Source organism: Kitasatospora sp. NPDC127060 (genome assembly GCF_042724935.1).
In the GTDB taxonomy this organism is placed as follows: Bacteria; Actinomycetota; Actinomycetes; order Streptomycetales; family Streptomycetaceae; genus Kitasatospora.
Genome location: NZ_JBHXEG010000104.1, coordinates 1 through 19,116, shown reverse-complemented (window position 1 = coordinate 19,116; position 19,116 = coordinate 1). Strand labels below are relative to the sequence as shown.

General features: G+C 71.3%; 19 protein-coding genes and 3 pseudogenes. 11 read left to right on the top strand and 11 right to left on the bottom strand.

Translation table 11 applies throughout. From position 1 onward, the window contains the following. Positions 1-247: 247 nt before the first annotated feature. The 4 genes from ACFWIS_RS36370 to ACFWIS_RS36355 all read left to right on the top strand — a co-directional run bounded on the left by ACFWIS_RS36370 (position 248) and on the right by ACFWIS_RS36355 (position 5,051). Positions 248-844 carry a PadR family transcriptional regulator gene (locus tag ACFWIS_RS36370; RefSeq protein WP_380461784.1) on the top strand — a complete coding sequence of 199 codons (597 nt, stop codon included), beginning with the start codon at positions 248-250 and terminating at the stop codon, positions 842-844. Next, positions 841-2,157, top strand: a complete 1,317-nt coding sequence (locus ACFWIS_RS36365; RefSeq protein ID WP_380461783.1) for an FAD-dependent oxidoreductase — start codon at positions 841-843, stop codon at positions 2,155-2,157. Before ACFWIS_RS36370 ends, ACFWIS_RS36365 begins: the two co-directional genes overlap by 4 nt. Before the next feature lie 177 nt (positions 2,158-2,334). Next, complete coding sequence (pruA, locus tag ACFWIS_RS36360; RefSeq protein ID WP_380461782.1) at positions 2,335-3,963, top strand: L-glutamate gamma-semialdehyde dehydrogenase; 1,629 nt, start codon at positions 2,335-2,337, stop codon at positions 3,961-3,963. A 158-nt stretch (positions 3,964-4,121) separates the two neighbouring features. Next, positions 4,122-5,051 carry a proline dehydrogenase family protein gene (locus ACFWIS_RS36355; RefSeq protein ID WP_380461781.1) on the top strand — a complete coding sequence of 310 codons (930 nt, stop codon included), beginning with the start codon at positions 4,122-4,124 and terminating at the stop codon, positions 5,049-5,051. A 131-nt stretch (positions 5,052-5,182) separates the two neighbouring features. Here the strand turns inward: ACFWIS_RS36355 and ACFWIS_RS36350 are convergent, their stop codons facing one another. Continuing rightward, positions 5,183-5,896: a hypothetical protein gene (locus ACFWIS_RS36350; RefSeq protein WP_380461780.1), complete on the bottom strand. Its 714-nt coding sequence runs from the start codon at positions 5,894-5,896 to the stop codon at positions 5,183-5,185. A 128-nt stretch (positions 5,897-6,024) separates the two neighbouring features. Continuing rightward, a complete protein-coding gene (locus tag ACFWIS_RS36345; protein WP_380461779.1) occupies positions 6,025-6,555 on the bottom strand; it encodes a hypothetical protein in 531 nt (176 codons plus the stop codon). Positions 6,556-6,760: 205 nt separating this feature from the next. Here ACFWIS_RS36345 and ACFWIS_RS36340 point away from each other — a divergent pair, with 205 nt between their 5' ends. The 3 genes from ACFWIS_RS36340 to ACFWIS_RS36330 all read left to right on the top strand — a co-directional run bounded on the left by ACFWIS_RS36340 (position 6,761) and on the right by ACFWIS_RS36330 (position 9,634). Beyond that, entirely contained in the window at positions 6,761-7,378 is a 618-nt protein-coding gene (locus ACFWIS_RS36340) for an HAD family hydrolase (protein ID WP_380461778.1), read from the top strand. Positions 7,379-7,476: 98 nt separating this feature from the next. Continuing rightward, entirely contained in the window at positions 7,477-8,664 is a 1,188-nt protein-coding gene (locus tag ACFWIS_RS36335) for a helix-turn-helix domain-containing protein (RefSeq protein WP_380461777.1), read from the top strand. A gap of 451 nt (positions 8,665-9,115) precedes the next feature. Then, complete coding sequence (locus ACFWIS_RS36330; protein WP_380461776.1) at positions 9,116-9,634, top strand: hypothetical protein; 519 nt, start codon at positions 9,116-9,118, stop codon at positions 9,632-9,634. Between the two features lie 539 nt (positions 9,635-10,173). On the opposite strand, the gene ACFWIS_RS36325 is transcribed toward ACFWIS_RS36330, so the two are convergent. Together ACFWIS_RS36325 and ACFWIS_RS36320 are read right to left on the bottom strand one after the other, a co-directional pair. Further along, positions 10,174-10,569, bottom strand: a complete 396-nt coding sequence (locus ACFWIS_RS36325; RefSeq protein WP_380461794.1) for a UTRA domain-containing protein — start codon at positions 10,567-10,569, stop codon at positions 10,174-10,176. Between the two features lie 27 nt (positions 10,570-10,596). After that, a pseudogene (locus ACFWIS_RS36320) lies at positions 10,597-10,788 on the bottom strand (GntR family transcriptional regulator); the annotation flags it as partial. A 545-nt stretch (positions 10,789-11,333) separates the two neighbouring features. Between ACFWIS_RS36320 and ACFWIS_RS36315 the strand changes: the two are divergent. After that, positions 11,334-11,462 (top strand): hypothetical protein, encoded by a 129-nt coding sequence (locus tag ACFWIS_RS36315; RefSeq protein WP_380461793.1) that lies wholly within the window; start codon positions 11,334-11,336, stop codon positions 11,460-11,462. 473 nt (positions 11,463-11,935) lie between these two features. Here ACFWIS_RS36315 and ACFWIS_RS36310 read toward each other — a convergent pair whose 3' ends face one another. Beyond that, a complete protein-coding gene (locus ACFWIS_RS36310; RefSeq protein ID WP_380461775.1) occupies positions 11,936-12,127 on the bottom strand; it encodes a hypothetical protein in 192 nt (63 codons plus the stop codon). On the opposite strand from ACFWIS_RS36310, the pseudogene ACFWIS_RS36305 reads away from it, so the two are divergent. Continuing rightward, positions 12,126-12,506: pseudogene (locus ACFWIS_RS36305) on the top strand (helix-turn-helix domain-containing protein); the annotation flags it as partial. The gene ACFWIS_RS36310 and the pseudogene ACFWIS_RS36305 sit on opposite strands and share 2 nt — an antisense overlap. A gap of 225 nt (positions 12,507-12,731) precedes the next feature. Further along, entirely contained in the window at positions 12,732-13,607 is an 876-nt protein-coding gene (locus ACFWIS_RS36300) for an XRE family transcriptional regulator (RefSeq protein WP_380461792.1), read from the top strand. A gap of 3 nt (positions 13,608-13,610) precedes the next feature. Here the strand turns inward: ACFWIS_RS36300 and ACFWIS_RS36295 are convergent, their stop codons facing one another. Both ACFWIS_RS36295 and ACFWIS_RS36290 read right to left on the bottom strand, forming a co-directional pair. Continuing rightward, on the bottom strand, positions 13,611-13,913 hold the full coding sequence (locus ACFWIS_RS36295) for a Uma2 family endonuclease (protein WP_380461774.1): 303 nt from the start codon (positions 13,911-13,913) through the stop codon (positions 13,611-13,613). A gap of 41 nt (positions 13,914-13,954) precedes the next feature. Beyond that, positions 13,955-14,179 carry a hypothetical protein gene (locus tag ACFWIS_RS36290; protein ID WP_380461773.1) on the bottom strand — a complete coding sequence of 75 codons (225 nt, stop codon included), beginning with the start codon at positions 14,177-14,179 and terminating at the stop codon, positions 13,955-13,957. A gap of 122 nt (positions 14,180-14,301) precedes the next feature. On the opposite strand from ACFWIS_RS36290, the gene ACFWIS_RS36285 reads away from it, so the two are divergent. Then, a complete protein-coding gene (locus ACFWIS_RS36285) occupies positions 14,302-14,994 on the top strand; it encodes an RraA family protein (RefSeq protein WP_380461772.1) in 693 nt (230 codons plus the stop codon). 39 nt (positions 14,995-15,033) lie between these two features. Here ACFWIS_RS36285 and ACFWIS_RS36280 read toward each other — a convergent pair whose 3' ends face one another. From ACFWIS_RS36280 to ACFWIS_RS36265, 4 genes and pseudogenes are all read right to left on the bottom strand, one after another. Then, positions 15,034-15,522 carry a GNAT family N-acetyltransferase gene (locus tag ACFWIS_RS36280; protein WP_380461771.1) on the bottom strand — a complete coding sequence of 163 codons (489 nt, stop codon included), beginning with the start codon at positions 15,520-15,522 and terminating at the stop codon, positions 15,034-15,036. A 46-nt stretch (positions 15,523-15,568) separates the two neighbouring features. After that, the gene (locus ACFWIS_RS36275) at positions 15,569-16,534 is read right to left on the bottom strand and encodes an SGNH/GDSL hydrolase family protein (RefSeq protein ID WP_380461770.1); all 966 of its coding nucleotides are present in this window, start codon (positions 16,532-16,534) and stop codon (positions 15,569-15,571) included. A gap of 207 nt (positions 16,535-16,741) precedes the next feature. Beyond that, complete coding sequence (locus tag ACFWIS_RS36270; RefSeq protein ID WP_380461791.1) at positions 16,742-18,082, bottom strand: TerD family protein; 1,341 nt, start codon at positions 18,080-18,082, stop codon at positions 16,742-16,744. Between the two features lie 182 nt (positions 18,083-18,264). After that, positions 18,265-19,116 (bottom strand): annotated as a pseudogene (locus ACFWIS_RS36265) (hypothetical protein); the annotation flags it as partial.

Genomic DNA, 19,116 nt, shown 5'->3' with positions numbered 1-19,116 from the left:
CCGTCCGGTCCGTCCGGTGCGTGCGTCCGGTGCGTGCGTCCGGTGCGTGCGTCCGGGCGTTCGGTTCGTCCGACCGGCCCGGTTCGTCCCGGGCGTTCGGTTCATCCGGGCGGACAACGGGGTGTGGTTGATTTTAGCCGGGCGGACAGACTTGTGGACCGTCCCGGCGATGGTTACTCCTGAATAGTTGACTCTGACTATCCGAGAATGGATAGTCAGTACTGACCAAGTGATGAGGAACGTTCTCATGGCGAAGCGACGCAAGGTCTCCAACCCCCTGGCCCTCGCGGTCCTGGCCGAGCTCGGAGGCGAGCCGATGCATCCGTACGAGATGGGGCGCCGGCTCAAGGAGCACGGCAAGGACCGCAACATCAAGTACAACCGCAGCTCGCTCTACATGGTCGTGGAGCAGCTGCGGAAGGCCGGGTTCGTCGCCGAACAGGAGACCGTCCGCGACACCCAGCGACCGGAGCGCACCGTCTACGCCCTAACGCCCGAGGGCCGGACGGAACTCCTCGACTGGATGCGCGAATGGCTCGCCGAACCGCAGGAGGAGTACCCGGCCTTCGGGGTCGCGCTCTGCCTGCTCGTGGTGCTGCCGACCGAGGAGTCGGCCGCCCTGCTCGGCCGGCGGCTGGAGGCGCTGGACGCGCGGATCGACACCTCGCGCGCCCTGCTGCGCCAGGCCGTCGAGACGGACGTCCACCCGATGTTCGTCGTCGAGGAGGAGTACGCCCTGGCGCTGCTGGAGGCCGAGCGCCGCTACACCGAGAACCTCATCGCGCAGATCGGGGAGCCGGAGTTCAACCGGACCCTGCAGGAGTTCATGAGGAGCCTGGAATGAGCACCACCCGTACGTCCGCTACGTCCGCTATGTCCGCTACGTCTGCTACGTCTGCTACGTCCGCGAAGAAGGCCCTGGTCATCGGCGGCGGCATCGCCGGTCCGGTGATGGCGCTGGCGCTGCGCAAGGCCGGCATCGAGGCGGAGGTCTTCGAGGCCTACGAGACCTCCGCCGAGGGCATCGGCGGAACCTTCATGATCGCCCCCAACGGGCTCGGCGCGCTGGCCGCCGTCGGACTGGAGGCCGAGCTCGGCCGGGTCGGCCAGCCGGTCGGCCCGATGGTGATCGAGGACGGCAAGGGCGGTGTGCTGGCCGAGTTCGCCGGCCTCGCCGACCTGCCGCGCGGGCGGCTGATGCGGCGCGCCGAGATGTACGAAGTGCTGCAGCGGCGACTGGGCGAGACCGGCCTCCAAGTGCGCTACGGCAAGCGGCTGGTGGCCGTCGAGGACGGTGCCGACGGCATCACCGCGCACTTCGCCGACGGCACCACCGCCACCGGCGACCTGCTGATCGGTGCCGACGGCACCGGCTCCACCGTCCGCGCCCTGATCGACCCGGCCGCGCCCGCCGCGAAGTACACCGGCCTGCTCGGCGTCGGCGGCTACAGCCCGTACCGGCTCCCCGGCCGGGCCGGCCGCGGCGAGACCGTGCACTTCGCCAACGGCGCCCGGGCCTTCTTCGGCTACTGGGGCCTCGCCGACGGCAGCGGCACCGCCTGGTTCAGCAACATCCCGCAGCCCGAGCAGCTCACCACCGAGCAGGTGCGCGCGCTCAGCCAGGAGGAGTGGCTGCGCCGCTGCCGCGAACTGCACGCCGACGACCTGCCCGCCCGCGAGGTGCTGCGGGTCGCCGACGCCGGGACCGTCGAGACCTTCCCCCGGCTGGAGATCATGCCGTCCGTCCCGCACTGGTACCGCGGCCGGATGGTGCTGGTCGGCGACGCGGTGCACGCGCCGTCCAACAGCTCCGGCCAGGGCGTCTCGCTGGCCGTCGAGAGCGCCGTCGAACTCGCCCGCTGCCTGCGCGACCTGCCCGACCACGCCGAGGCCTTCGCCGCGTACGAGGCGCTGCGCCGGCCCCGGGTGGAGAAGATCGCCGCCGATGCCGCGCGCACCAACAGCCAGAAGGCCTCCGGGCCGGTCGGGCGGCTGCTGTTCCGGCTGGTCGCGCCGATCATGATGCGGACGGTCATGAGCCCGGAGAAGATGCTCCGGCCGGTGCACGGGTACCGGATCGACTGGGAGCGGCGGGTGGTGCCGGTGGGGTCGGCGGGGCTGGTGGGGCCGGCGGGGCGTTCCGGTCGGGCCGCCTGACGGGTGGTCGTGACCGCGGCGTGACCGCTTTCGTCGGGCCGGACAACGCCGTACGGGGGAATTTAGCCGCCCGGCCAATCAAGTGGCCGGGCGGGCAGGAATAGCGTTCGTGCTGTGGCCCGCGTGTGACCCGCGCAGGCAATCCCCCCGCATTGAACGAAGGAGAGCGTGCGCTCTATGGACGCTGTGACCCAGGTCCCCGCGCCGGTGAACGAGCCGGTCCACAGCTACGCCCCCGGCAGCCCGGAACGGGCTCGCCTGGAGGCCAAGCTGAAGGAGCTGGGCGGCCAGGAGCCGGTCCAGCTGACCATGACGATCAACGGTGAGCGCCGGATGGGCGGCGGCACCGAGTTCCACGTCGTCCAGCCGCACAACCACGCGGCTCGGCTCGGCACCCTGCGCAACGCCACCCAGGCCGACGCGCAGGAGGCCATCGACACTGCCCTGGCCGCTGCCCCGGCCTGGCAGGCGCTCTCCTTCGACTCCCGCGCCGCGATCTTCCTCAAGGCCGCCGACCTGCTGGCCGGCCCCTGGCGCGAGACCCTGGCCGCCGCCACCATGCTCGGCCAGTCCAAGACCGCCCAGCAGGCCGAGATCGACACCCCCTGCGAGCTGGTCGACTTCCTGCGCTTCAACGTGCACTTCGCCCGCCAGATCATGGCCGAGCAGCCGATCTCCTCGGACGGCGTGTGGAACCGCAGCGACCACCGCCCGCTCGAGGGCTTCGTCTACGCGATCACCCCGTTCAACTTCACCGCGATCGCCGGCAACCTGCCGACCGCGCCCGCGCTGATGGGCAACGTGGTGCTGTGGAAGCCCTCCCCGACCCAGCAGTTCTCCGCGCACCTGCTGATGCAGCTGCTGGAGGAGGCGGGCCTGCCCAAGGGCGTCATCAACATGGTGACCGGTGACGGCCTGGACGTCTCCGCCGTCGCGCTCAAGCACCCGGCGCTGGCCGGCATCCACTTCACCGGCTCCACCGCCACCTTCCAGCACCTGTGGCGTTCCGTGGGCGAGAACATCGCCGGCTACCGCACCTACCCGCGGATCGTCGGCGAGACCGGCGGCAAGGACTTCCTGGTCGCCCACCCGTCCGCCGACCCGGCCGTGCTGAAGACCGCGATGACCCGCGGCGCCTTCGAGTTCCAGGGCCAGAAGTGCTCGGCGCTCTCCCGCGCCTACGTCCCCGCCTCGATCTGGGCCGGCCTCAAGGACGAGTTCGCCGCCGAGGTCGACGGCCTCACCATGGGCGACGTCACCGACCTGTCCAACTTCATGTCGGCCGTCATCGACGAGCGCGCCTTCGCCAAGAACAAGGCCGCCATCGACCGCGCCCGGGCCGACGACTCCGTCGAGGTCCTCGCCGGCGGCACGTACGACGACTCGGTCGGCTACTTCGTCCGCCCGACCGTCCTGGTCTGCCAGGACCCGGCCTCCGAGTACTTCCGTGACGAGTACTTCGGCCCGATCCTCGCCGTGTACGTCTACGAGGACGAGAAGTACGACGAGATGCTGGCCCAGATGGAGTCCGTGTCGGCGTACGGCCTGACCGGCGCGATCATCGCCCAGGACCGCGCGGCGGCCCAGGACGCGATGCACAAGCTGCGCTTCGCCGCCGGCAACTTCTACATCAACGACAAGCCGACCGGCGCCGTCGTCGGCCAGCAGCCCTTCGGTGGCGGCCGGGCCTCCGGCACCAACGACAAGGCCGGCGCCAAGCAGAACCTGACGCGCTGGACCTCGACCCGCTCGGTCAAGGAGACCTTCGTCCCGCCGACCGACTACCGCTACCCGCACATGGGCTGACCAGCCCGTTCCCGACCGCTCTGCGCCAGTAGCCAACGGTCACCCGCGATGCCCGGCCCCGCAGCCGGGCATCGCCCCGCCGGGGCGGCGGCTCCACCCCCGTACCGCCGCCCCGGCTCTTTCTGCCACCCTTGGAAACACCAGCTCCTGGAGTCACGATGCTCCGTTCCGCCCTTCTCGCGGCCTCCCGGTCCCCCCAGGTCCGCACCGTGGTCGAGAAGTTCCCCCCGACCCACGCGATAGTCGAGCGCTTCGTCGCCGGTGACGTCCTCGACGACGCCGTCACCGCGACCGACGACCTGGTCGCGACCGGCCGCAAGGTCACCCTCGACCACCTCGGCGAGGACACCAAGGACGCCGCCCAGGCGGCCGGCACCGCCGAGGCGTACGAGCACCTGCTCAAGGCCCTCAAGGAGACCGGCCTGGCGGCCGGCGCCGAGGTGTCCGTGAAGCTGTCGGCCGTCGGCCAGTTCCTGCCGGTGGACGGCGAGAAGATCGCGCTGGAGAACGCCCGCCGCATCTGCGAGGCCGCCGCCGACGCTGGCACCACGGTGACCCTCGACATGGAGGACCACACCACCACCGACTCCACCCTCGCCATCGCGCGCGAGCTGCGGGCGGACTACCCCTGGCTGGGCGTCGTCCTCCAGGCCTACCTGCGCCGCACCGAGGCCGACTGCCGCGAGTTCTCCGGCGCCGGCTCCCGGGTGCGGCTGTGCAAGGGCGCCTACAAGGAGCCCGAGTCGGTCGCCTTCCAGGGCAAGCACGAGGTCGACCTCGCGTACGTCCGCGCACTGAAGATCCTGATGGCCGGCGAGGGCTACCCGATGATCGCCTCGCACGACCCCAACATGATCAAGATCGCCGGCCAGCTGGCCCAGTGGAACAACCGCACCCGGGACTCCTTCGAGTACCAGATGCTGTACGGCATCCGCCCCGAGGAGCAGCTGCGCCTCGCGGAGGAGGGCAACACCATGCGGGTCTACCTCCCGTACGGCCAGGAGTGGTACGGCTACTTCATGCGCCGCCTCGCCGAGCGCCCGGCCAACCTCACCTTCTTCCTGCGCGCCATGGCCACCCGAGGCTGACGTTAGGCCGTATGACCAGCGGCGGAGCTGAATTCAGCTCCGCCGCTCGGCATTCGGATTGGTCTACGCCACTTCGGGGCCCTGGGTTCTCATTGGTGCCCCATAGAGCACCGATAGAGATCCATTTCAACTCACGCCGCGAGCGCCGCGAGGAAGTCGCCAGCCGCGTCGGCCGCCAGAACCACGCGGCTCAACGCCAGCCCCCCGTGCTGCGGCGGTACATCCACATTCTTCACCCCGACGACCTGGCCGCCAAGCGCAACCGTGTTGGCGCGGAGCCAGGAGGCTCCTGTGGCAAGTGCGCGGGCCGCGGTGCTGCAGCTCACGAGGATCTGGCCCAACGGGGGCTCGCCTGCGCGGCGAGGGAGAGTCACCGTCCACTCGCGCCCCTTCGGGACGGCTGTCAGGTACAGCACGGCCAAGTCGCCTTCCACCGGGCGTTCTTGCGCCCCCAACGGCTCCAGGACGTCGAACGGCAGGAGATCTGCTGCCGACCCGAGCCCGAGCCATGCGTCTACTGCGGAGCGGCCGCGCTTGCCATCCTCTGGCATGAAGTGCGTGTAGCGGCGAAGGGTGAATCCGGGGTCATCGTGTCCCAGCCACTGCGACAAGGCGACGATCGACTCGCCAGCCTGCAACTGCACGGAGGCGTAGGTGTGGCGTGTGATGTGGAAGCCGAGTTCGCGTGCCGCCTCCCAGCCGCCGCGGTGATGCGAGCTTCGGCTGTCGTTCCACGGCTCGATGAGGCCCGCGCTCGCAAGGGCTGGCTTCCAGGCGTCGTAGTTCCAGGACGACTGATTGACTGGGTTTCCGAAGCGGGTCGCCATAAGCAGCGTCACGGTCAACTCGCCGCTACCGACCATCTCTGCGATCGCTGCTGTCGTCGCCGTCGTCGCCTCTGTGGCGCCGCTCGTCCACTGAACTACCTCGCCCCCGCTCGGCCTCGTGCCGGCGGGGGCGCTTCGTCGTGAGGTCAGCCGGCGGCCTTGTCGTACTCCGCGGCCTGCGCGGGGGTCAGCGCCTTGGCGACCCGCACCAGCACGCTGCCATGGACGAAGTCCTGCTCAGCGAAGATCGGCTGGGCGTCGCCGATCGACTTGATGTAGGCGGCACGGGCCTTCGCGTCGGCTTCGTTGGCGAAGGCCTCGACGGTGGCCCCGCTGTCGATGCCGCTGGTGGTGCTGTCGGTGCGGGTGTCGACGATGTGTGCCGCGCTCGTGTACTGGTGGGGCTTGCCCAGCAGGTGGTTCGAGTCGGTGTCGGCGGTGATGACCGTGATGGTCTTGGCAGTCGGGACCGCCTTCTTGATCTTCGCGGCGATGGTCGCCGCGTCCTGAGCGGCGGCGGCCGGGGTCGCCTTCGGGCTCGCCGGTGCGGGTGCTGCTGTGCCTGCGGCGGGCGGCGTCGTGGCAGCGGCCGGGCTGCTCGTCGAACTGCTGCTGGAGCAGGCGGCGGTGGCGGCGAGGAGGCCGGCGGTGAGGAGGGTGAGGGTGGTGCGGCGCATGGTCCCCCCTGGGACGTGGTGCGGGTGGTGGGGGGACCGTATCGACGCGGCCGTGTCGTGTGGAGGCGGTTTGGCTGAGCTGTGACCAAACGGGTCAGGCCGCGGCCTGCTCGCCGTTGAGCGGCGTGGGCATGTTGTCATCGTACGAGAGACCACCGACAGGACGCCCCGACCCCGCTAGGCTCGCGGCGTGACCGTGCGATCTGTGGTGTTCGACATCGGCGAGACCTTGACCAGTGACACCCGCTACTGGGGCGACTGGGCCCGCTGGCTCGGCATCCCTACACACACGATGTCGGCCCTGGTCGGGGCCGTGCTCGCGCAGGGACGGGACAACGCGGACGCGATTCGGATCGTGCGGCCGGGCGTGGACGTGGCTGCCGAGTGGCGGGCCCGGCAGGCGGCTGGGCAAGGCGACTTCCTCGACGAGTCCGACCTGTACCCGGATGTACGTCCCGCTCTGGCCCGGTTGCGAGCGGCGGGGGTGTGGGTGGGGATCGCGGGCAACCAGAACCCGGCGGTATCTGCGCTGTTGCGCGGGCTCGACATGCCGGCCGACGCGATTGCCACGTCCGGCGAGTGGGGGGTGTCCAAGCCGAACGGGGCCTTCTTTGAGCGGGTGAAAGTGTGGGCGCCCGGAGAGCCTCACGAGATCGTGTATGTCGGTGATCACCCGGCGAACGACATCACGCCGGCCCGGGCGGCAGGCCTTCGGGCCGCGCACCTCCGCCGCGGTCCGATCGGCCTCACCAGCAGCGCGCCGGACGCGGACTGGACCGTGAACTCACTGACCGAGCTGGCCGAACTACTGGTCGACCAGTAGCAGGGATGCCCCGACGGTTATGCCGCCGGGCGAATCCACCCGGCGCCGCACCGGCGCCGGTACCGTTCCGAGTGCGACCACGGAACGGAGCTTTGGGGATGCCCGGAACGACTGCTGCCGCACTCGGTCAGCGAATCGAAACTGCTCGCTTGGCTGCTGGGTTGACTCGGCGCAGGCTGGAGGAACTGTCCGGCGTCTCGTACAGCACGATTCGCAAGGTCGAGGTCGGCGAGCGGTCACCAGGTGACGGGGTTCTGGACGCGCTGGCCCGTGCCCTTGGCCGGACGCCGGAGGATCTGCTGGAGGGCCCTGGTCGTACCGATAGCAGGGTGCACGAGGCCATCCCCGAGCTGCAGCGCGTGATCGCCGCGTACGACCTGCCGGACGACGGCCCGGTTCGGCCACTCCGCGAGCTGGCAGCTGACGTCGGCCGGGTAGTCGAGGACCGTGTGCAGTCGCAGTACGCGCACCTCGCCGAGCAGGTGCCGCATCTTCTCGGGGAGTTGTTCCGCGCCGTTGACCAGGCTCGGGGTGGCGTTGAGCGCGAACAGGCCGCCCGTCTCCTCGCACTGGCGATCAGGTCGGCGGACGCGGTGGCCTACAAGTACGGCTACCGGGACCTGAGCGCTCGCCTGGTCGAGCTGATGCGATGGGCCGCGTCGATCGCCGCTGAACCCGCCCTCGAAGCTGCCGCGGCGTACGTCCGCATGGAGATCTACTTCTCCGCCGACAGGCTCGGTCCCGGCCTCCGGTCGCTCCGTGCCGCCATCGACCGGATGCCATCCCCGACGACGGAGCCGCTCGCCGCAGCTGCGGCAGCATTGCACATGCGCGCGGCGGTCGCGGCCGGCCGAATGCGGCGCGCGGACGAGGCCCGGGAACATCTGCGGGACGCCGAAGCACTGGCGCGCCGGGTCCGGGAGCGGCTCTACGACGGCACCGCGGTAGGGCCTGACAGCCTGGAGATCCACCGGCTTTCGGTGGCCGTGGAGCTGGGCGAGCCGCAGGATCTCCGTGACGCGGTAGCGGCGGCGGCCCGCTGGGCGCCACCGCAGGAGCTTCCGGCTGAGCGCCGGTCGCACTACTACATCGACCTCGGACGGGCCCAGATGCTCCTGGGCCGGCCCCAGCATGCCAAGGAATCGCTGATGGTGGCCCGGCGGATCGCGCCGCAGCACGTCCGGGAGCACGGTCAAGTGCGGGCGGAGCTGGCCACGATGGTCAGGTTGTCGCGCGGTCGGGACGACCAGTTGCTCGCCTTCGCCCGGTGGGCGAGAGCCGTGTAGGTGCCACAGGTTGTGGCACTTTCGGGGGTAGCTGCCGGGGACGCTTAGGGGCGTGACAGAGACACCGACAGTAGAGGTTGTCGAGCCGGGATCGATAAGCCCGGCTCGGCTGCACGGGGAGGCCTGCATCAGCTGCGGCTCACCCGAACCGCCGATGGTTGCGGCTGGCTGGGTCTACACGTCGACTGGCTCCAAGACGGCCCCGCTCGGTTGGCCTGTGGTGGCCCACCGCGCCTGCCTCACGGACGTGTCGTGAGCACCGCCGATCTTGTGAACGTCGACCCGCGTGGTCGCCGTCGGGGCGCCCCTCGGAACCTCCAGCACCACTCTTCCGCGACGACGGCCCGCATGCTCCTGGACGAGCACCGTAGCGCAGGCGGTCAGTGCGTGCGCTGCTGCATCCCGTGGCCCTGCGCCGTCGCGACGGACGCATTGAACGAACCGTTCCACGATGATGCAGGAGGACCAGGGCATGGACCCCGATGACACCTTGACGGTCGCGGTGGACGGTCACCTGGACCGCACCACGCTCCCGGCCCTGCAAGCCCTCGACGCGCTGTGGCAGACGGTCCGCCAGCTTCCGATCAGCGCGTACGAGCTGAAGGCGATGGAGTGGCTGCTCGCATCCGGCGATACGGCTGATCTGGCACGCATGATGGACGGCAACGGGGTCCTCGACTGGCCTCTCGGGCTGACCGGCGGCGGCCAGGCGGTCGTCCGCGTGTGGCACGGTGATGGCCGGACCCGGGCCCAGCGGGTTTGCGACCGGTACACCGCCGAGCCGTTGCCGCCGGGCCCTCGCGGCGGCCGGTCGTGGGCCGTCCGCGACACCGAGACCGGTTGCCTGGTCCAGGACGACGAGGGCACTCTGCGCGCGTTCTCCACCGAGTCGAGTGCGCAGGGGTGGATCCAGCGTCAGGGCTACATCGCTGGCTACCGGGGCCTGCCTGGGCGGGGGATGGCCCGGTGAGTGCCGTTGGCGGGGCGCCGGTCGTGATGACGAAGGGCACCTGTGTGGGATGCGGGGCGGAGGTGTACGGGCGTCTGGTGGTCACGGTTGACGAGCGGCGCGAACTGGTTGACGGTCACGAGGGCTGTCCGGGCCGCGCGCGGGGGCCGCGTCCGCGCCGTCATTCCCGGTGAACGCCAGCGGTCGGCCGCCCGGGAGAGCGACGATGGTTGGTCCCGTTCCCGACCTGGAGAGGACGCCATGAGCGGTGTCGTCCCGTTTGACCGGCAGGGCCGTTGGCCTGGACGCCGCCGGGGAGCTGTGGCTCCGACGGAGAAGCGCCATCCCCAGTTCCCGCTGCGGGCCGAGGTGCTGGCGGCGTTAGAGGAGGAGGACGAGATGCACGACGACGGACAGAACCCGGCATCGGGAGGGTCCGGAGGCATCGGGGGGCCGAAGGCGCCGCCGGCTGGACCGAACACTCCGCCGCCGCCGACCCCGCCGCCGACGGAGTAGCACCGACTCCTGGCCGGCCGTACGGCGGTACGGTCGGCCAGGTTCTACCGCAGGCGAACGCGCCAGCGGTCCGCGGGCAGCACCATGTCGGCGGTCTCGACGGGGCTCCCGGCGGCGGTCAACCTGGTGCGCTGGATCAGCCAGGCTGGGACGCCCTGCGGGAGCCCGAGGTGCTCGGCCTCCTCAAGGGTCAGCTGGTGCAGTTGGGCCTCGGCGTCGCACCGGGCCCAGGCCAAGGCGCGCCCTCCTCGCCGCCAGGTGGTGACGAGGTGGCTGGGGCGCGAGTCGGGGTCGAGGCACTCGTCCCGCCGCCACCGGAGGCGTGCGCCGACGGGCACCCGTAGCCGTTGGGCGAGGTCGGCGTCGGCTCGGCAGCTGCCGGTGGCTCCGTCGCCGCCGGGGTACGGCCAGTCTCGATCGGGGTCGAGGAGTGTGCGCACAGCAGGAGGATGCGCCACGAAGAGGCGTGTACGTGGCCGGCCTTCGAGTTCGCCGGTCTTTCGGAGTGGCGCCATGCCGCGGCGAGCCTCAGCGATGCTGACGTCGAGGTCGCTGGCTAACGCCGCTTGAGAGGGCAGTTGATCCCCGGGCAGCCACATGCCGGCGGCGATCCGACGTCGGATCTTGGCGGCTACGCGCTGGTACGGCGCGGGCTGCATGGGCGGGCGGTCCTTGGCTACGGCGTGCGAGGCATTGGGCAACACCGTAGAGATCGGCTCTGATCTGCGTTAACGCAGATCTGGACAGGTGCACCAACAACACGGATCATCAGTGGGCGCACCCCGAGCGTGAACGTGTGTTCGATATATTTCCCATCCCTCTGGAAGGACATGCACGAGCCTGGCACCCCCACGCCTCGCGAGGTTGTGTTGGCTGCGTACGAGTGGGAGCCGGGAACGTGCTACCGCTGTGGGCGACGCGTGGAGCGGACGGCGGTGGTCGGCCGGCTGCTTCAGCAGCAGGGCACCGTTCCGATCCGGGCGTGCGAGACCTGCACTCTCATCCTGGAGCGTTTCCGCGAGAGGGCGGCCGAACGGTATGGCTGGCCGTACGTCCCGGGGGAGCAGCCTCCGTAGAGTCTACGTAGGGTGGATGTCCCTGTAGGGCGCCTGTAGGGAGCCAGTCATCATGGGACGGTAGTACTGCGTCTCAAGATGTCTCATCATGTCTTAGCAGGTCAAGGGCAAATCGAGAGCTCCGCACCATGATCAATTGCATTGTCCGAGGTCGACGGAAGCACTGCGTAGAGTGGTACGGCTACTTCATGCGCCGCCTCGCCGAGCGCCCGGCCAACCTCACCTTCTTCCTGCGCGCCATGGCCACCCGTAGCTGACCGCAGGCCATATGACCAGCGGCGGAGCTGGAATCAGCTCCGCCGCTCGGTGTCTCAAGACGGCTCGGCTTCGGGCGGATGTCGAGGCTCTCGAGCGGGTCCGCTGGCCTCTGCCGACCGTCGGCGCCCTGGGTGGCCTCGCCGGCGCTGCCGCGGCCGTGTACGCGGCACTCCACCCCTGGCACCACCGCGCCCCCGCTCGGCCACGTGCCCCACGTGCCGGGCGGGGACGCTTCGTCGCGTTGATCAGCGGAAGGGTAGTACCGCGGTACTGCCGCCGGCGAGGACGGAGCCGTACTCGTCTCGACCGGCGAGCGAGCGGTAGTCGATTACCGGGTCACCGGCTCGTACGAGGGCTGTTGCACATGCGAGGCACCAGGGCCGCGGTGGATGCACGTCGAGGTCCTCGATCGCCGCCTCAGCTGTCCGGCACTGCGCGCAGATCGACATGGTGGCTGCCCTCCTGTGCTGTCTCAGCCCCAGCTGGAGCCGCACACGGTGCAGCCCCAGCGGCCGTCCATCGTCTGGTAGGTGGAGCCCGACCCGCAGACCGGGCACGACACGGCGGACGCGGTCCGGTCGCTGTCCGGCACGTTACCGGGCTGCGGGGTGGTGTGGGTCGGGTTCGGGGTCTCGGGGCGGTCGAGCGGCAGGGTTGCACTCATGACGCACTCTCCTCCGGATGAGGATCGGGATGGGGATGCGCCCGGCCGGGGCATTCACCAGGGAACCCGGTCGGCAGGTGGCTGGGGAGCCCCAGAAGACGCTCCCGCACACCGTGTGCGTGCCCCGCACACCCCGTGCGCGCCCTGCCCGCGCAGGGTGTTCCGCCGATACGGTGGCGCCCCCGTGCGGTCGAAGGGCGGCACCGTGTCACGTCAACAAGAGGTCGGGGCGGTCATCAGGGCCGCCCGGTGTGCGCAGCGGATGACCCAGTCCCAACTGGGCCGGGCGTGTGGCTACTCGGCGTCCGCGATCAGCCGGGTTGAGGCTGGTCTCCTACGGCCGGCGGAGCAGCCGCTTCAACTGATCGCGCGGGCATTGGGCCTCCCGCTTCACGCCGTCGGCCTGGGCCGACCGGCTACGCTGGCGCGAGATGTGACCCCGGATCAGGAGGACGGCATGCTCCGCAGGCAGCTGCTCGTAGCCGGCATGGCGGCGGCCGGGACCTCGATGCTTCCGTCGACGGCGGCGGCTTCCTCACCACCCGATGCGTCGTCCCGGATCGTCGGGGCCCTGTATGGGCCAGGACCATCGGACCCAGTCTCGTTGCAGCAGGTCAAGGCCTCGCTGGCCTCGGCCCGGTCCGCCTTCACGGCGGCCCGTTACGGGAGCCTCGGCGAGGCTCTCCCCGGGCTGCTGGGCACGGCGCAGGCAAGCCGCGAGGTCGTGTCCGGGCGGGCCCGGGAGGAGGCGCATGCTTGCGTAGCACGGGCTTGGGTGTTGGCGACGGAGCTGGCTCTGAAAAATCACTCTGACGTGGCGTGGCCTGCAGCGGATCGGGCGCTCGCGGCAGCGCAGGCCAGTGGCGACCCGGTGGTTCAGGGGGAAGCAGCCCGGGTGTTGGCGATTACGATGCGGCGTGCCGGCCGCCCGGCTGCCGCAGTAGACCTGTTGCGCCGAACGGCCGGCTCGCTCGAGCAGCAGGGCGACGCCACGTCCCGGGCGGTGGCGGCGACCCTGCTCATGACCGGCGCCTACACGGCAGCATGCGGGCAGCGCCGTTGTGATGCCCTCGACCTGATGACGGGTGCCGAGGACGCGGTCAACCGCTCGGCCGGCTCCGGAACTCCGCGCACCACGCTGTTCACGGTCGACGCGACCAGAGCGCAGGTCGACCTGTATTGGATCGGCGTGCACTCCGCTCTGGGCACTCCCGATGAGGGCGTGCCGTATGCGGCACGGATCGCCCCGGAGCGCCTGCCGACCGCTGAGCGCCAGGCCCGGTTCGGCACGGACTGTGCACGCATGTGGCACCATCTCGGCGACCACCGTCGAACGGTCGCAGCGCTCCGGTACACCGAGCGGGTTGCCCCGGAGGAGGTCCAGCGGCCAGCGCTTCGGGCGTTGACGGCTGACCTGCTCTATGCACCGGTCACTGTGGCAGGTGTGCGGGAGCTCGCCGCTCGCACAGGCGTCTCGTAGGTGTCAGGCGGCCTGCTCGCCGTCGAGCACGGCCTTGGTGGCGTTGCCGCGGTGCGGCTTGGAGAAGAGGCTGACCTGCGGCTTCTCGCGGTCGATGAGCAGGTGGAGCGGGATTCCGGCCCGGGCGTAGCAGTGCCGCTTGGTGATGCGGTCCTGGTCGGGCTTGGTGGAGGTGATCTCGGCGACCATCGCGACTCCGTCCGGGGCCATCCACGGTGGAGCGTCCCGGAGGATGCCGAGCTCCCTCGGGGCGAAGGTCAGGTCCGGGATGACGTAGTTCTTCGGGCGGAGGCCGCCCCTGGCCAATCGAAGCCCTTGTTGCCGGAACCTTGCATGCGGACTGCTGACTACGCCTTCACCTCGTCGATCAGCAGGTCGAAGTAGTGCTCGTGCCTGTCGTCCGGCGGTGGTGTCACGATGATCTCTCCCTCGATGAGCTCGGCCCGGAAGCCTTCGGGGGAGTGCAGGCTCAGGAAGCTCTCCAGCAGGATGTGGGCCTGTGATGGGGAGTTCGTGATCGGTTGCTCATGCGCCCCAGCACTCGTGATGCCCCTCCTTCGGATGGACGTCACGCTGTTCGCCGCCCGACAGGGTTGTGCAGTACACGGCGGACTATCACTCGACGGTGTGGGTCCGGGGCCTGGAATAGGATCCCGGTGCTGGTCAACTGGGCTTTTGCTGAGAGGAGTTGGGGATGCTGAAGGAGTTCGCGGGGCTGTCCACGCCGTTGGTGGCGGATGCGTGTGTGCGGCTCGGGGTGGGGGTGCGGGCGGCGCCGGCGGGGGTGGGGGCGGTGGTGGCCGGGGCGCGGGTCGCGGGGCGGGTGCTGCCGGTGCGGCACTACGGGAGTGTGGACGTGTTCCTGGAGGCGTACGGGGCCGCGCTGGACGGGGACGTGCTGGTGGTCGACAACGGCGGGCGGACCGACGAGGCCTGCATCGGGGACCTCGCGGTGCTGGAGGCGCGAGCCGCCGGGGTGGCCGGGATCGTGGTGTGGGGGCTGCACCGGGACACGCCGGAGCTGGTGGAGATCGGGCTGCCGGTGTTCAGCTACGGTGCGCTGCCGGTGGGGCCGCTCCGGCTGGACGGGCGGGAGCCGGAGGCGCTGGAGTCGGCGCGGTTCGGGCCGCACCTGGTGGGCGTCGGGGACGTGGTGTTCGCCGACGCCGACGGGGTGCTGTTCGTGCCGGCCGACCGGGCCGGCGAGGTGCTGGCGGCGGCCGCCGGGATCGCCCGGACCGAGCGGGCGCAGGCGGAGCGGATCGTCGCCGGGGACACCCTGCGGAAGCAGACCCGGTTCGAGGAGTACCTGGAGGGGCGCGCCGCCGACCCGTCGTACAGCTTCCGGCAGCACCTGCGGCGGGTCGGCGGGGCGATCGAGGAGTAGTGGACTCCCTTGCGGGGGGCTCCTTTACGGTGAACTCCCCTACAGTGGGCGGTACATGACGTACAGGCCGACGTAACCGTCGACCGGGTGGTGGAACGCGTCGGGGACGGTGCCGACGACCTCGAAGCCCAGTGACCGGTAGAGCCGGACGGCGTGGTGGTTGTTGGCGACCACCGCGTTGAACTGCATGGCGCGGAAGCCGGTTCGGCGGGCCCAGTCGATGGTGTACTCGACCAGGGCCCGCCCGATGCCCTTGCCGTGGTGCGCCGGGTCGACCATGTAGCTGGCGCTGGCCACGTGCCCGCCGTTGCCGGGGCGGTTGCGGTTCATGGTGGCGGTGCCGAGGACCGTGCCGTCGTCGTCGACGGCGACCACCGTGCGGTCGGGGTCGGAGTGCATCCACCACTCCCGGCCCAGCTCGGAGGACATGTCCAGGGGGTAGGGGAAGGTCTCGCCGGCGGCGACGATCGCGTGGAAGAACGGCCAGATGGCCGGCCAGTCCTCGGGGGTGGCTTCGCGAATGAGCATCGGGCCAGGATGATCCTCGGCGGCGGGACGCGCCACTGGTTTTCGGTCAGCCGCCGAGGGCGGTCCTCTCGACCTGGGTGGCGGCGAAGGACTGGCCCTTGGCGTTCGGGTGCACCAGGGCGTACTTGAGCGGAACGACGCTGGTCAGCACGCCGTCCAGCCAGTGGTCGGCGTCGCAGACGCTGTGCCCGGCGGAGCCGGGGTAGAGGTCGACGTAGGTGTCCTGGCGGGCCGAGGACACCTGCTCGATGGCCAGGTTGAGCGGCTCCAGGATGCCGGTGCGGGCCCAGGCGAGGTCGCCGGGGGTGAAGGTGGCGAACTGCAGCAGGTTGCCGTACTGGCAGCGGGCGGTGTCCTCGGGGACCAGGTGCGGGTAGCCGACGGTGATGATCCTGGCGGACGGGGCCTTCGCCCGGAGGGCGGTGAGCATGGTGCCGTAGTCGGCGCGCAACTGGTTGAGGCGGCCGGGAAGTTGGGCGGCGTACTTGTCCTTGCAGGGTGTGCCCTGGCCGAAGTGGGCGGCGCCGAGTTCGATGCAGTCCTTGAGGATCTGGCCGAAGCCGAGGTCGTTGCCGCCGATGCCCACGGTGACCACGTCGCTCGTCGGGTCGACGGCGTCGACCTGCGGCGGGACGGGCGGGTAGGGGGCGTTGGGGTCGCTGCCGAGCGGCGGGAGCGGGCGGCCGAGCGGGCTCTGCTTGTTCACGTAGACGTCCGGGCTGGTGGCGCCGCTGCAGCTGACGTTGTGCAGGTCGACCAGGGAGCCGAGGTCGCGGCGGATCAGCTCGGGGTAGGAGCCGGTGGTGCGGGCGCAGCCGTCCTGGGGCGTGGTGAGGTCGCCGGTGGCCTCGATGACGCCGGCGGTGTAGGAGTCGCCGAGGGCGGCCCACTTCAGGGTGCCGGCGCGGGTGGCGGGCTTGGCGGCGGCGTGGACGGCGGTGGGGGCGGTCAGGCCGAGGGTGAGGGCGACGGCGGTGCCGGCGACGGCGAGGCGGGACGGGAATCGGGGCACGGTCTCTCCTCAACGGGTGCACGGGCATGCGGGTGCAGGACGCGGCGGAGAGTGCGGTTCACCCCCCTGAGAGTCAATCGAGTCGATCCGTGGACGACTTGATGCCCCAGGGGGGTGAAATGGTGGGCGTGGCTTTGACGTTCGGGGTTGCGTCGGGTGTTGTGCCCGGCGCTGTGTCCGGTGTCGCGTTGGGCGGTGTGCCCGGCGTCAGAGGAGGGCGGCGGACGGTTCGATCATCGCCCGGGCGGTCTTGCCGTCGACGAACTCGCCGAGCGCCGTCATCTCCCATTCGCCGGTGGGGCGGCGGACCAGCTTGCACATCACCACGCCGGTGCGCGGCTCGGAGTGGGTGAGGTCGAAGCGGACCAGCTCCTCCTCGGTGCGGACGTCCACCAGGCGGCAGTAGGCGTTCCGCAGGTCGGTGAACTTCTGGCCGGAGAACGAGTTCACCACGAACACCAGCGCGTGGACCTCGACCGGGAGGCCCTCCAGGTGGACGGTGATCGCCTCGTCGTCGCCGCCGTCCCCGCCGACCAGGTTGTCGCCGGAGTGGGCGACCGCGCCGTCGAAGATGGTCAGCTTCATGAACCAGGCCGTCTCCAGGCGCTGGTGCTTGGAGTCGAAGGCGAGGCAGGAGGCGTCCAGGTCGATGTCCCGGCCGCGGGCGGCGGACTCCCAGCCGAGGGCCATCCGGACCGAGGAGAGGAAGGGGCGGCCGTTCTTCACCAGGGAGACGGAGCTGCCCTTGACCAGGCTGACCCGCCCCTTGTCCAGGGTGACCTTGGGGCGCTCGGCGGGGTCGGGGGCCGGAGCGGCCGGGTGTGCGGCGGGCATCGAGGGGACGGTGGCGAGGGCGATCCGGGGGTCGACCGGCGGGACCGGCGGGACCGGCGGGACCGGGGGGACGGGAGGCACTGGTGGGACGGGCGGCAGTGGCGCCGCGGCGGGGGAGTGCATCTGGACGGTCGGCGCGCTCGGCGGGGACGGGTCGGCGGCCGGGTGCGCGGTGGCGGCGGGCTGCGCGGGGGCGGTCGGCTGCGGGGGCGGCGCCGGGGAGTCGTCGACGCTGACGCCGAAGTCGGTCGCGATGCCCGCCAGGCCGTCCGCGTAGCCCTGGCCGACCGCGCGCACCTTCCAGGCGCCGCCCCGCCGGTAGACCTCGACCACGATGAGCGCGGTCTCCAGGCCCAGGCGGGGCGGGGTGAAGGTGACCAGGACGCTGCCGGTGTCGGCGTCCCGGACGGTGGCGGTGGGCTCGATCCCGGCGAAGGTGGCGGACTGGTCGGCCGGGCTGGCGGTGACCACGATCTTGCTGATGTCGGCGGGGACGGCCGGGGTGTCGACGGTGATCGCGTCCGGTTCGCCGGCGGAGGCCGGGCGGAGGCTGACGCCGGGCCCGTGCGGGGCGTTGAAGAAGACGAAGTCGGCGTCCGAGCGGACCTTGCCGGCGTCGGTCAGCAGCAGGCCGGAGACGTCCAGCGCCTTGGGCGCGGTGACCTCGACGGTCACTCGCGCGGCGGTCAGCGGTGCGTTGCCGCCTTGGGTCAGGACGGTGGACAAGGACTCCTCCTCGGGTGCGGAACGACGGCCCGGGCCGGGGCCGGTGGGGCGTCGGGCCGGGTGCTGCCCACAGTAACGAACGAGGGTGCGGGGATGAGCCCATGAGCTACCTGATCGTCGGACGACCGGACGAGACGATGGACGTTCAGATGGGACGTTCAGTGGGACGTTCAGTGGGCCTGGTGGGCCAACTGCTGGGCGGGCTGCGGTGACAGCGGACCGAAGCCGCCCAGTGCGGCGACCGCCCGGGGGTGCTCGATGCCGAAGGCGGCGGCGTTCCAGCCCTCCGGCGGAGCCGGCTTGAGCACCGGCCCGATCGGGCCGGGCGGTTCGGCCGGGCGGCTTCCGCGCACCACGAAGCCGTAGCGGCCGGGCTTGACGTCGGTGCCGGGCGGGGTGGTGAAGCGGTAGACCAGGGTGCCGCGCTCCTGCTGGGTGGTCACCACGGCGCCTGGCAGATCGGTCCAGGCGGCGCCGCTTCCGGGGGCCAACTCGCCTGCGGCGAGCCGGAATTCGGCTTGCAGGGCGGTGACCGGCTCGGCCACCGAGAGGTCCAGGGCGTGCCGGATGCCGTCGCGGCCGACGGTGGTGGTCAGGCCGGTGCCGGTGAGGGTCCGGTCGGCCTCCGGGGTGGTGGCGTCGGCGCTGTCGGCACCGTTCTGGCCGGTGGCCGCACTCCTGGGGGCGTCGGTGCTCCCGGGGCTGCCGGCACTCCCGGGGGCGCCGGCTTCGGGGGCGTCGGCGGTGGCGGCGCCGACCGGACCGGGCCCCGGACGGGCCGAGGTGGTCGGCTGGAGCCCGGGCGGGTGCGGGGACTGTCCGGCGCCGGGCTGCCCGGTGGACGGCGTGGCGGGCGGGGACGGCTGGGCGGAGGGGGAGGCCCCGGCGTCCGCCCGGCCGTCCGTCCCGGTGGCGACCACGGGGGAACCGCCCGCGGGGGAGTCGGTGGCAGGGGAGTCGCCCGCGGATCGCGGGTCGCGCCCGGCGGAGGCCTGCCCGCCGGTCGGCGGCCCGGCCGGGGC

Excerpts from the sequence above, each read along its gene's own strand:
- ACFWIS_RS36310 (WP_380461775.1), bottom strand. The coding sequence starts at position 12,127 with ATGAGTGCAACCCTGCCGCTCGACCGCCCCGAGACCCCGAACCCGACC.
- ACFWIS_RS36280 (WP_380461771.1), bottom strand. The coding sequence starts at position 15,522 with ATGCTCATTCGCGAAGCCACCCCCGAGGACTGGCCGGCCATCTGGCCG.
- ACFWIS_RS36345 (WP_380461779.1), bottom strand. The coding sequence starts at position 6,555 with ATGCGCCGCACCACCCTCACCCTCCTCACCGCCGGCCTCCTCGCCGCC.
- ACFWIS_RS36285 (WP_380461772.1), top strand. The coding sequence starts at position 14,302 with ATGCTGAAGGAGTTCGCGGGGCTGTCCACGCCGTTGGTGGCGGATGCG.
- ACFWIS_RS36330 (WP_380461776.1), top strand. The coding sequence starts at position 9,116 with ATGATGCAGGAGGACCAGGGCATGGACCCCGATGACACCTTGACGGTC.
- ACFWIS_RS36365 (WP_380461783.1), top strand. The coding sequence starts at position 841 with ATGAGCACCACCCGTACGTCCGCTACGTCCGCTATGTCCGCTACGTCT.
- ACFWIS_RS36355 (WP_380461781.1), top strand. The coding sequence starts at position 4,122 with ATGCTCCGTTCCGCCCTTCTCGCGGCCTCCCGGTCCCCCCAGGTCCGC.
- ACFWIS_RS36315 (WP_380461793.1), top strand. The coding sequence starts at position 11,334 with ATGATCAATTGCATTGTCCGAGGTCGACGGAAGCACTGCGTAGAGTGG.
- ACFWIS_RS36370 (WP_380461784.1), top strand. The coding sequence starts at position 248 with ATGGCGAAGCGACGCAAGGTCTCCAACCCCCTGGCCCTCGCGGTCCTG.
- ACFWIS_RS36335 (WP_380461777.1), top strand. The coding sequence starts at position 7,477 with ATGCCCGGAACGACTGCTGCCGCACTCGGTCAGCGAATCGAAACTGCT.
- pruA (WP_380461782.1), top strand. The coding sequence starts at position 2,335 with ATGGACGCTGTGACCCAGGTCCCCGCGCCGGTGAACGAGCCGGTCCAC.